General features: G+C 48.1%; 9 protein-coding genes. 5 read left to right on the top strand and 4 right to left on the bottom strand.

Annotation, left to right across the window (positions count from 1 at the left end; all coding sequences use genetic code 11):
• Positions 1–707: 707 nt before the first annotated feature.
• Together AC4E8D_RS29385 and AC4E8D_RS29380 are read left to right on the top strand one after the other, a co-directional pair.
• Entirely contained in the window at positions 708–1697 is a 990-nt protein-coding gene (locus AC4E8D_RS29385; protein ID WP_221825499.1) for a LacI family DNA-binding transcriptional regulator, read from the top strand.
• 161 nt (positions 1698–1858) lie between these two features.
• The gene (locus tag AC4E8D_RS29380) at positions 1859–5251 is read left to right on the top strand and encodes a GH36-type glycosyl hydrolase domain-containing protein (RefSeq protein WP_490205589.1); all 3393 of its coding nucleotides are present in this window, start codon (positions 1859–1861) and stop codon (positions 5249–5251) included.
• Between the two features lie 79 nt (positions 5252–5330).
• Here the strand turns inward: AC4E8D_RS29380 and AC4E8D_RS29375 are convergent, their stop codons facing one another.
• A complete protein-coding gene (locus AC4E8D_RS29375) occupies positions 5331–6530 on the bottom strand; it encodes a methyltransferase domain-containing protein (RefSeq protein ID WP_221825493.1) in 1200 nt (399 codons plus the stop codon).
• 266 nt (positions 6531–6796) lie between these two features.
• On the opposite strand from AC4E8D_RS29375, the gene AC4E8D_RS29370 reads away from it, so the two are divergent.
• Positions 6797–7297: a GNAT family N-acetyltransferase gene (locus AC4E8D_RS29370; protein ID WP_221825490.1), complete on the top strand. Its 501-nt coding sequence runs from the start codon at positions 6797–6799 to the stop codon at positions 7295–7297.
• Positions 7298–7323: 26 nt separating this feature from the next.
• Positions 7324–8112, top strand: a complete 789-nt coding sequence (locus AC4E8D_RS29365; RefSeq protein WP_047840749.1) for an SDR family oxidoreductase — start codon at positions 7324–7326, stop codon at positions 8110–8112.
• Between the two features lie 113 nt (positions 8113–8225).
• Here the strand turns inward: AC4E8D_RS29365 and AC4E8D_RS29360 are convergent, their stop codons facing one another.
• Together AC4E8D_RS29360 and AC4E8D_RS29355 are read right to left on the bottom strand one after the other, a co-directional pair.
• Positions 8226–8774, bottom strand: coding sequence for a GNAT family N-acetyltransferase (locus AC4E8D_RS29360; RefSeq protein WP_036612698.1), 549 nt, complete (start codon positions 8772–8774; stop codon positions 8226–8228).
• A gap of 33 nt (positions 8775–8807) precedes the next feature.
• Positions 8808–9065 carry a DUF2164 domain-containing protein gene (locus tag AC4E8D_RS29355; protein WP_091012850.1) on the bottom strand — a complete coding sequence of 86 codons (258 nt, stop codon included), beginning with the start codon at positions 9063–9065 and terminating at the stop codon, positions 8808–8810.
• A gap of 265 nt (positions 9066–9330) precedes the next feature.
• On the opposite strand from AC4E8D_RS29355, the gene AC4E8D_RS29350 reads away from it, so the two are divergent.
• Positions 9331–11064, top strand: a complete 1734-nt coding sequence (locus AC4E8D_RS29350; RefSeq protein WP_339305961.1) for a glutamine--tRNA ligase/YqeY domain fusion protein — start codon at positions 9331–9333, stop codon at positions 11062–11064.
• A 346-nt stretch (positions 11065–11410) separates the two neighbouring features.
• On the opposite strand, the gene AC4E8D_RS29345 is transcribed toward AC4E8D_RS29350, so the two are convergent.
• On the bottom strand, positions 11411–12604 hold the full coding sequence (locus AC4E8D_RS29345) for an MFS transporter (protein ID WP_036667790.1): 1194 nt from the start codon (positions 12602–12604) through the stop codon (positions 11411–11413).
• Between the last annotated feature and the right edge of the window lie 4 nt (positions 12605–12608).

Raw genomic sequence — 12608 nt, 5'->3', positions numbered from 1 at the left:
ATATAAGTCAGCAGGGGCATTATGCGTCTCATGCCCTTTGTATACTGGCGTAATTCGCGGATCTCAACTATTATGCAGTATATACTATAAACGGAGTGACGTGGATGGACAGATTGGACAATTCAACTTTTTCTGTGAAAAATAGATAAAGTGGTTGAAATCGCTATCAACACCGACTATAATGAAAATGTCGAAACGTTTCAATCTGGCGTTTACTGCCAGTTTCATTGTATTAGGCAATAACTGGTCATAGGGCGCCAGATTGAAAGACGCGTCATGACCATCATTAATGGTATGGATTGGAACGGGACGCATTCAACCGTGGTCCCATAAGGATGGGAACGAGGATTTTTTTTGAGAACACCTCGAAACGTTTCGATTGACATCCATCGCTATGATATGTATAAAGATTAATAAACGATAATGAAGGATTTAGTGGTTGTTCTAACCATGTACCGTATAAAATGTGGGTAACCTTGAATTTGTTCTATATAGGTTCAACTAAACTTTTTACGCGAGAACGGAGAGGACAGAAATAACGTGAAGAAGCGAAGCGTTCGCCTTTATCCCCGGATTTTCCCTTTGAAGAAGGGAATTAAAAAAAATCTGGGGATAACAGCGATCGGAAGGTTATTCTGTCATCGGAGTGGTAAGTGTAAATATTCTTTAGTTGAACTTATATATAGTTTAGAAGGAGCGAACGTGGAATGGCAACGATTAAGGATGTGGCAAAGCTGGCAGGTGTAGCACTCTCGACTGCTTCCTATGCGCTGAGCGGGGATAGCAAGGTTAGTGCCAAGACCAAAGCTAAAGTGCTTGAGGCAGCACGAGAACTGAATTACCGCAAGAACGGCTTTGCCATGGACCTGAAACGGAGCCGGACAAACACGATCGCTTTGATCCTGACCGATCTGTCGGGCCCGTATTACTCGGAGTTGATCCGTAGTGTACAGGATGTAGCCCTCGCGAACGGGTATGACCTGATTGCGTGCAGCTCCATGGGTGGACGGGACTCAACGGCAGTGCGATTTTTGCGTGAAAAAAGAGTAGATGGAGCCATCATCCTGGCGCATAACATTCATGATGATATTCTGGTAGAATCTGCCGGTCATCGTTTTCCGATCATTGTGATGGATCGTCAGCTGTCGAGTGACCATCTGGTCAACGTGCTGGTAGATGGAGAGCAGGGCGGTTACCTTGCCACCCGCCACCTGATTCAGGCAGGACATCAGAAGATTGCCTATATCAGCGGTCCATCCAACTCATATGATAACGCGCTCCGTTACCAAGGGTACCTGCGAGCGATGCGGGAAGCGGGACTTGAAGAAAAGTCCAAATGGCGTCTGAACGGTAATTTTGTACGTGAGGGCGGATACAGCGCAACTAAGATGATGATCATGCAAGGCGATCTTCCCTCAGCGGTATTTTACGGTAACGATGAGATGGCGATTGGCGGCCTAAAGGCATTGGAAGAGCGTGGTGTATCGGTGCCGGATGATATTTCCGTGATCGGTTTTGACGATATTCAGTTGTCCGAATATGTGAATCCACCACTGACAACGATACGCCAGCCGAAGCATGAAGCCGGGTCGCTCGCCGGACATCTGTTATTCCAGATGCTCAATGGCGAAGCGGTTGACCCTTCATATACGTTAACGATTAACATGATCGAGCGCAGCTCTGTACGTTCGATTTAGACCGAGTCTGAACAACCAAGAACTGCCTGCATGCTGAAGTAAAAGTTTAATGATGGGGTTATCGTCCGGACGGGCTGTAAATGGCCGGTTTGAAGAGGCCCCTATTCTTTTTCAGATTTATCGAAACGTTTCGATTTTAACTATTTCAAGGAGTGAACCTTATGACAACGATGATTAATGAACCGATCCGCTTAAGTGCCGGAGAGTTATCCTTTACCTTTTTGAACAGTGGCGACCTATACCAAGCTACATCCGGCACAACGATGTTGAACCAGTTGCTCAACAACCAGATTGATGGATCATTGAACAACTTGTACCTGCGTGTACATGAGGGAGAGAATATCAGCTCGTTCCCGTTGCTCGGTGTACGTTCGAACAGCAAGGTGATTACAAGCAAGGCACAATCCAGCAACCAGTTGATCTGGGAGGGCACAGTCCAGCTGGAAGGTAGCGAAAAAGGCATTGGCTATCAGGTCGTATTTACGGCTACACCTCAAGGTGTATGGTTCTGGGATGTGAAGCTCACAGGACAACAACATAACGTAGACGTGGTATACGGACAGGATGTAGGTCTTGCTGATCCAGGTGCGGTACGCAGTAATGAAGCTTATCTGTCACAATACATTGACCACACGGTGTTTGAAGATGAAGCGAAAGGTTATGTCGTTTGTTCCCGTCAAAACCAGCCTCAGGGCGGCGCATTTCCTTATATGCAACAAGGTTCCCTGACGAAAGCAGTTGGTTACTCCACAGATGGATTCCAATTCTTCGGTCTGTCGTACAAGGAAACGAATCAACCAGAGAGCTTGAATCGCCCAACGCTGGCAAATGAGACGTATCAGTATGAATTTGCCTACACGGCGCTGCAATCTGAACTGCTGAATCTAAACGGAGAAGCTCAGGTGGTCTTCTATGGACTGGCGAAGCCTAATCATGCCGAAGGAATCTCTGCACTGGAATTCGGAGATGAAGTTACCGCAGCATGGAATGAAGTACAGGCTCTGACTGTGGAAAATGGTGACACGTTGGAACAGGTGAAACTGTCCTCCTTCCTGGGTGAACCACTGGTTACATTTGATCTGACACAAGATGAGATTCATGAACTGTTCCCTGATCGTCATCAGGAAGAGCACAGCGGTGAGGAACTGTTGTCCTTCTTCACAGGCAGCTATGAGCATATCGTTCTGAAAGCAAAAGAATTGCTCGTAGAGCGTCCACACGGTCACATTCTGATGAGTGGTGGCAATGTGCAACTTGGAGCACAGGTTATTACGACAACGTCGTATATGTACGGTATTTTCAACTCACAGCTCGTTATTGGTAACACCAATTTTAATAAAATGATCAGTAATGCCCGCAATGCATTAAACGTGCCGAAAACGGCGGGACAACGCATCTATGTGGAAATGGACGGACAATATCGTCTGCTTACGATGCCTTCCCTGTTCGAGATTGGCTTCAACTATGTACGTTGGATCTACAAAGCGGCATCCGATACGATCATCGTGACGAACTATACAGGGGCACAGACCACTGAAGTGAGCATGAATGTGCGCTCCACAAGTGGCACAGCATACCGTTACCTGGTAACAAACCAGATTACGATGAATGTGAATGAATACGAGTATCCACTGCATATGACGCAGGATGGCGATACACTGATCTTCAAGGCTGATCCACAAGCGATTAGTGCAGGAACGTATCCAGATCTGCAATACCATATGTCGGTGGATGGCGCAGCTGTGAATGTAGGGGACGAAACGTTGCTGGCAAGTGGTATCCGCAGTGGGTCTGCATCACTAGTTACGCTTAGTCTGGAAGCAAGTGCTGAATGGACGCTGAAGGTACAAGGGGTATTGGAAGGTCAAGCGGATAGCGGAGTGGCAGTGGGCTCAAGCCTGACGTTTGAAGAGGAAGTGCAGGCATACCGCGAGTTCTTCGCAGGGGTGATGAACGGATTCCGTTTGTCCCGTGGCGAAGGTCAGAGTGCTGAGGATCTGTTCAAAGTAAATGCGCTGGCTTGGTGGTACACCCACAATATGCTGGTTCACTACTCCGTGCCTCACGGTTTGGAGCAGTATGGCGGCGCGGCTTGGGGTACACGGGATGTGTGCCAAGGTCCGGTGGAGTACTTTATGGCAACGCAAAAATATGAGCAAGTTCGCGATATCATCAAAATGGTTTATACCCACCAATATGAAGATGATGGCAACTGGCCGCAATGGTTCATGTTTGATAAATACTTTGCGATTCAACAGGAAGAGAGTCATGGCGACATCATCGTATGGCCGTTGAAAGTATTGGCGGACTACCTGACAGCGACTCGCGACTATGCAATCCTGGATGAGAAAGTACCTTATACCGTCAAGCATAGCTTCGGGTTCACGGAAGAGACGGCAACGGTATTGGATCACGCGAAAAAAGAGATCGAATATATCCGTTCGCACTTCCTGCACGATACGTTTCTGTCTTCCTACGGAGATGGCGACTGGGATGATACGCTCCAACCAGCCAATGCACAGCTGAAGCAATACATGGTGAGCAGTTGGACGGTGGCATTGACGTATCAGTCCGTAAACGTGCTCTCGCAAGCGCTGAAATTCAAGGATGCGGACTTTGCACAGGAGCTTGACGTGCTAGCTCAAGGCATTCGTGAGGACTTTAACCGTTACATGCTGGGCACAGATGTGATTCCAGGCTTTGTATACATGGAAGAAGCCGACCAAGCGAAGCTGATGCTTCATCCAACGGACACAGAGACAGGCATTCAATATCGTCTGTTGCCAATGACGCGCAGCATGATTGGTGAGTTGCTGAATGCGGAGCAAGCAGAGTCTCATTACGCATTGATCCGTGAGCAGTTCCTATGCCCGGATGGCGTGCGTCTGATGAATCGTCCAGCTCAATATGCTGGTGGTGTAAGCACACACTTCAAACGTGCAGAGCAAGCATCCAACTTCGGACGTGAGATTGGTTTACAATATGTTCATGCTCATATCCGTTACGTAGAAGCGATGGCGAAGCTCGGTAAGACAGATCAGGTCTGGAATGGTCTCGCGATGATCAACCCGGTTGGTATCGGTGAGGTTGTACCTAACGCGGAGATTCGCCAAGCGAACTCGTACTTCAGCAGTTCGGACGGCAAGTTTAATACGCGTTACGAGGCGCAGGAGCATTTTGACCAGCTTCGTAAAGGGACTGTACAAGTGAAAGGCGGATGGAGAATCTACTCCAGCGGCCCTGGAATCTACATGAACCAGCTGATCTCCAACGCACTGGGCATTCGTCAAGAGGGCGGCGATCTGGTCATTGACCCGGTATTGCCAGCTGAGCTGAACGGCATGCAATTCGAATTCGAGTATGCAGGTGAGCCAGTGACGTTTATCTATCACTTGAACGAAGGTGCTGTGAGCCGTGTAGCAGTGAACGGCAAGGACATTCGTACCGAGCGTACAGCGAACCGTTACCGTCAGGGCGGTGTAAGCATCTCGCTTGATGAGTTCAGACAAGCACGCAATGCAACTGAGCGTACGGTTGTTGATATCTATATGTAATTTCATAACATGATGTACACCAAGGTCATCCTCCTTTATTCAAGGCGGGATGGCCTTTTTGGCATATGCTCATGATTGCTTACCGCAGTGGAACCGCCAGTAACGTATGTAACAGCTCATTATGCCGCACATGCTTGGTTACGTAGCCCTGCTGCTCCAACCAGCCGCATAGCTCACCCAGCAGAGGGAAGTGACGCTCGCGCAAGGCACGCAGCTGTTCCTCATGTCCTGTGGTTTCGGCCTGCCGAATGTAGGATTCACGGTGAGCAGCATCCACAAACATCAGATCGGTTAGACCGATACGTCCGCGCGAGGTTAATACCCGCTGCATCTCCTGTAAAGCCAATAGTTGCTGGTCTGCACTCAGATGATGGAAAGCAAAGCTGGATACAACAAAATCGAAGGAATGATCGGCAAAAGGCAGCGCCAGAAAATTCCCAAGTTTCACATGCATCTCAGGATATTTGGTGCGGCATCTGCGCAGCATCTCCCGGGATTGGTCGATTGCGGTCATGTCTGCGCCGTGCTGTAGCAGTTTCCCAGCCAGATTACCTGTGCCTGTACCGATATCGAGTCCTTTCTCACCAAGGGCGGGAGAGATCCAATGTGCTGTCTGTTCGAGCGCTTCGTCATAGTTGTGATACAGATAAAAGGAAGACTGTACCGTATCATTGGAGTCGCCCGGCGTGGAATGATCTGCATCCTGGTGTGGATGTAGAACTTCATTCTCATGGCTTACAGGGGAGGCGTTGTCCGAATGATGATTGTCCTCTGAATTGGGATGTTCAGTACTGACTCTGCCTTCAGCCTGCACTCGCTGATCATGGATGGCTGCCTGCGTGTCATAATTCCACCGATCATGCCAGTTCTGCCGGGCTTCACGCAGGCGACGGGCACTGTCCGCAAGATCGTGCAGATGGCTGACATCCAGCGGTACTTCCTGACGATTCAGGTCAATCATACGTTGGGTTGTATCCATCATACGTTTCAACTCAATCCACTGGGCATACATGACGGCCTGTTGCAGCTCCAGATATTCTTCCAGCCGCTGCTGATTCCCTTGATCAATCTCTCCGAGCGCGTGTGTAATATCCTGTAGGGACATGCCAATCTCACGCAGTGCAGCAATGGTTTGAAGCCGCCAGATATCATTCTCAGTGTATGTACGATACCCGTTACTAGACTGTTTGGCGGGGAGAATTAATCCTTTTTCCTCATAAAAACGAATGGCTCTCGCCGATATACCAAGCCTGCTTGCTGCCTCTTTGATATTCATCATGCATCCCCTCCTTATCGAATCAGTATAAAGCATGACGTTACGGCAAGGTTAAGTGTTTATTTCATTTTGCGAAAAGGTTCAATACCGAGTGGAATTTTAGTCAAAGCTGAGGCTATGCTACAATATATAGAACAAAAAACTTAAATAGTGAAGTAAACGAACAATGTCTTCCTATTCCTAAGTTTCTCAACGTTCTTAATTCTCTTAACTTTCCCAACGTTGTAACGCACAGCGTTGTCGACTATAGCACGAAAGGTTGAATCATTATGCTTACCAGCCATACATTTACGATTCGTCCATCGGAGATTAAGGATGCAGCCCAGCTAATGGGGTTGGATGCCCTGGTATGGGACAAATACACCTCTCCTGCACCGATGCATTGGCGTTCCAGACAGCAATATCTGCAGCATTGTCCGCCAGGCAGTCAATTGATTGCGGTGCAGGGAGAGCGGGTATGTGGTTATGTGGGCTTTCAGCCAGCCACAGGTATGCCGGTCAACCGTCATGTCTACGAGATTCATATTGCAGTTCACCCTCATGATCGGCGTTGTGGCATTGCTACAGCTTTGATGGATGCCATGAAGCAACATGCGGCCCAACAAGGCGTTCACAAGCTCAGGCTGCGCGTGCTATCCAGCAATCCGGGAGCCATCACGTTTTATACACAGTGTGGATTTGTGACGGAAGGCAGGCTGGTGTCCGAGTTTTATATCGGAGGCAAGTATGTGGACGATATTCTTATGGGTTATTTTATCCAGACCAAATAGAGACTAGCTGAGAAGGAGGAACAACGATGGACATGGGACTTCAAGGTAAAAAAGCACTGGTGCTGGCTTCCAGTCGAGGGCTGGGCAAAGCAGTAGCCGCTCAATTGGCAGCAGAAGGTGCTGACGTCATGCTTGCCAGCCGGAGCGAAGAAAAGCTCGCAGCAGTGAAGCAGGAGCTGCTGGCGCTTGGTGGTGGTGGACGTGTGGAATATTGTGCAACCGATGTGACACGCAAGGAAGATATTGAGGCTCTGATTCATAAGACAGCGGAGCTGTTTGGGCAGATTGATATTCTGGTGAACAATTCGGGTGGCCCACCATCGGGTTCATTTGAGTCACTGACCGATGAAGATTGGGAGCGTGCATTTGAATTAAATGTACTCAGTTATGTAAGGCTGATTCGCGGTGCTCTTCCTTATATGAAAGAAAGCGGAGGCCACATTGTGAATATCGCTTCAACTTCGGTGAAACAGCCCATTCCGGGTCTGGTGCTGTCCAACACGTTCCGTACCGGCGTGTTTGGATTGGCGAAGACGTTATCCCAGGAGCTGGCTCCATACGGAATTTTGATCAACACGGTGGCACCAGGACGTATTGCAACAGATCGTATTCGTGAATTGGATGCAGCGCGGGCTGAGCAGAACGGAATCAGTGAGGAAGAGGTATCTGACCAGTTCCGTAAAGAGATTCCACTAGGACGTTATGGTCAACCGGAGGAGTTTGCCAAAGCGGTGGTGTTCCTGTTATCCGGGGCCAATACGTACATTACCGGAACCTCATTGATCGTGGATGGTGGCATGGTCCGAGCCCTATAAAATCCATGGATACAATAAAATACCCTCTGTCACCACATTCTGTGGAGATAGAGGGTATTCCTGTTATTCCGGTATGTTGGGAGAGATCTCTCCTGATTTATTATGTAGGCGAATTAGCGCAAAAGTTCCCATTCATGCTGAAGCATGCCGTATACTGCATGGTTCACGTAACCTTTAGGCAGCTTCTCTGCCTGACGAATGACACCTTCGAGAACAAATCCGAGTCTTTCTGGGATAGCGCGACTCCGTTTGTTGTTGGTTGCCGAGCGAATCTCGACGCGATTCAGATCCAGGGTCACCAGTGCATAATCAACCAGAACGCGACAAGCGCTTGTCATCAAGCCTTGACCTTCAAAACCTTTGCCAAGCCAATATCCGATGCTTACCGAGCGGTTAGTCCAGTTAATCTCGTGGAATCCGATGACGCCGGCTAGATCCCCCTTTGACCATACTCCGGCGGTGAATCCGCCATTCTCGGCACCTTGTTTTAACGCGTTGGTAATAAAGTTCGAGGTGTGTTCCACTTCTGTCACATGATCCACCCACGGCAACCAATGTCTCAATTGATCCCGCGAGCGATCCGTCAGTTCGAACAGCGGTTTGGTATGTTCCATGGCCAGCGGCCGGAGTTCGGTATATTCATCCAATGAATAGGTAAACATGAATGCAACCTTCTTTCTTTATAAATTAGTGGATTAGCGGGAAGTCTTGGGTAACTTTTGCTCCAGTGCAAACAGGTCTTCTTCCATCGAGGCCATGCGTTGATTAACTGTTGTGCGTGCGTCACGGAGTGCCTGATTATATATGTAGGGAGCGAGCTGTGTCATGAACAGGTCGAGGACACCCCAAGCGGCCAGATCACCCAGTTCTTCGCCACGTTCCTCTTCGAAATACGACTGGATGGTGCGAATGGCTTCATCCTGCTGTTCTTTGGTCAGTTTAAGCGAGTTCAATGGAATGGGAAACCCTCCCTTTAATTTGTTTTTACTATCATGCTACATGATTCGAGCGAACCCGTCAAAATGGTTTTGGGCCTATTTATGCATGGCTGATCCTGACTTTGGTGCCGTTCTTTATTGAACTCCTCCCCCGTTAAAGGTATATTTAAATGAAACGCGTACGAAACTTTCCAAGAAAATAGATTTTTTCAGGAAATGACTTCGTTATTAAGGAATTATAGCCGGAATTGCTGCAATTCCCGAAGGCTCCAATCCATTCATGAAAGGTTTGATACCTGTGGACAATCGTACAACCCCACCTAACTTTATCAAAAATATTATTACCGAAGATCTCCGGTCTGGGAAAGTCCAGGAAGTTATTACCCGTTTTCCTCCGGAACCGAACGGTTATCTGCATATCGGCCATGCCAAGGCGATCTGGATTAACTTTACGCTGGGCGGCGAATTTGGCGGCAAAACGAACCTGCGCTTTGATGACACGAACCCGGTCAAGGAAGATGTTGAGTACGTTCAATCGATTCAGGAAGACGTGAAATGGCTCGGATACGAGTGGAACGAAAAACGTTTTGCCTCGGATTATTTTGACGAGATGTACAACCGTGCTGTCTTGTTGATTAAAAAAGGAAAAGCCTACATCGACGACCAAAGTGCCGACGAAATCCGTGCAATGCGCGGAACGCTGACGGAGCCGGGCAAGAACAGCCCGTACCGTGATCGTTCGGTGGAAGAGAATCTCGACCTGTTCACACGTATGCGTGCAGGCGAATTCAAGAACGGAGAGAAAGTGCTGCGTGCCAAGATCGATATGTCTGCACCGAATATCAATCTACGCGATCCGGTTATTTACCGGATTTCACATGCACACCATCATAACACGGGCGACAAATGGTGTATCTATCCGATGTACGCCTTTGCTCACCCGCTCGAAGATGCAATTGAAGGTGTAACGCATTCCCTCTGCTCCTTGGAGTTCGAGGATCAACGTCCATTCTACGATTGGGTTATTGCCGAGTGTGAGATGGAGAACAAACCGCATCAATATGAATTTGGTCGCCTGAATCTGTCCCAGATGGTAACAAGCAAGCGGAAACTGAAACTGCTCGTAGATGAAGGACATGTGGATGGATGGGATGATCCACGTATGCCAACAATTTCGGGTCTGCGCCGCCGGGGTTATACACCGGAAGCTATTCGTGATTTTGTATATGAGACAGGCATTTCCAAAAACTATGGAGTTATCGACCTGCAAACGCTGGAGCACTTTGTACGTGAAGACTTGAAACTGAAAGCTCCACGCACGATGGCTGTCCTGCACCCGCTCAAAGTGGTTATTACCAACTACCCTGAGGGGCAAGTGGAATGGCTTGAAGCAGAGAACAATGTGGAGAACCCGGAGATGGGTAATCGCCAAATTCCGTTCTCCCGTGAGATTTATATTGAACAAGACGATTTCATGGAGAATCCGCCGAACAAATATTTCCGTTTGTTCCCTGGCAACGAAGTTCGTCTGAAACATGCATACTTCATCAAATGTAACGATGTGATCAAAGACGCAGAAGGTAATGTAACCGAGATTCATTGTACCTATGATGTGGAGACAAAGAGCGGCAGTGGCTTCACTGGTCGTAAAGTCAAAGGAACAATCCACTGGGTAGAAGCGACTCAAGCGGTACCTGCTGAATTCCGTCTGTACGAGCCGTTGATTCTGGATGAAGCACCGGAAGCAGAGGTGGAAGTGGCTGTAGCCGGGGCAGAAACTGAGGTTGTGGAAGAGCAACCGGAGAAAACGTTCCTGGATCAACTGAATCCGAACTCCCTTGAGATTGTTAATGGGTATGTGGAGCAAGAGATGAAGGAAGCAAACGCTCAGGATAAATTCCAATTCTTCCGTCATGGTTACTTCAGTGTAGATCCAAAACACTCCGAGCCAGGTCGTCCGGTATTTAACCGGGTCGTATCCCTGAAAAGCTCGTTCCAACTGCCAAAGGCATAAGGTAAAGTCAAGGCGTAGGATTAAGTCTACAAGTTAGAGCTATAAGCTTAACTTGTAGATTTAAATTTATAAATGTAAAAGGCGTCTCCATGGCAACAACCCATGGAGACGCCTTTCTCTTTACTACACCTATGCTTAATCTTTTGTCTGAATGTTTGAACGGTTTATTTACACGATAACGGAGAGGACAGAAATAACCTGAAGAAGCAGAGCGTTCGCCTTTATCCCCGGATTTTACCCTTTGAAAAGGGAATCAAAAAATCCGGGGATAACAGCGATCGGAAGGGTATTCTGTCATCGTAGTGCTCTTGTGTAAAACGATCTCTCAACTCTTTCTAACAAAAGATTATCGGTCCTCATCCATATTGCCCATCTCCGTCAATACAACTGGCTGATAGCCGTTACGTCGATTCGATAACCACATGATGCTAAATCCAACAGCGCCGATGAGCGAGAAGAATACGCCAATGCTATACATGATTTCCGCACCGAAGCTCTGGAACAACCAGCCGCCGAACAGACCGGCAATGACGCCGGAGAGACCGCCCCAGGCCATTGTATATACCGCTTGACCGGAGGAACGATAAGGTCTTGGAATAAACAGCATGGTCAGCTGCGTACCCACATAGAAGTACCCACCAAACGTAATGGAGTGCATCAACTGAATGAATACAATCTCCAGCGGGTTGTTAGCCAGTGCCATGAGCTGCCAGCGCAGTGCAAACAGCACACTGATCAGAATGAGAGATGCCAAGAGCATGCTCATTTTGCGTTTGAGCAAGCGGTCGAGCAGCAGGAATACGCCGACTTCGAGAATGGATGAGGTGAAGATGGCCCAGCCGACCATCTGTTTGTCACCACCCATTTCTACAATATATAGTGACATAAACGTACTGTTCATTGCATTAGGCACCGATACGAGCACACCCAGGCCGATAAATGCCATAAAATACGGATTAAACATGACTTTGCCAAACCGCCGAAAAGTAACCACGGGTGTATCCGAAGCGATCGGCTGTCTGGGTAGAAATACGGATAATACAAAGGCGGTGGCAATCATGCATGCAAATATAATGGATACACTGCCGATGCCAAAACGGTCAATGAGCGGTCCGGCTGCGACGGCAGTCAGTGCCCAACCGAGTGAACCCCAGAGCCGGAATGACCCGAATTTTTGGGTTGTACCATCGATATATCCGAGAATCAGACTGTTCGTTTGAGCAAATAATGGACTTTGAAAAAAATAAAAGAAAATCATGGCTACATAGATCCATGTATAAGTGGGCGCATAGAACACACCCTGGGCGAGCACAAATGTACCTCCCATCATAATCATCAGAATGATGCGAATGTTGCGAGATTTATCGCTCCAGAAACCCCAGAACGGGTTGGCAAACAAGGATACAAAAGGTCCAATCGCCATGAGACTGCCAATCTCCAGTTTGGTCATGCCAATCTCTTGCAGGTAAAGTTGCAGGAATCCGGCGAAGATCGAGATAGCTCCATATATGAAAAAGTTATATAGTTTCAGAGAAACCAATGAG

The organism is Paenibacillus sp. SRL342, from assembly GCF_984798905.1.
The sequence above is the reverse complement of the archived record's forward strand: the minus strand, read 5'-3'. Positions and strand labels throughout refer to the sequence as shown.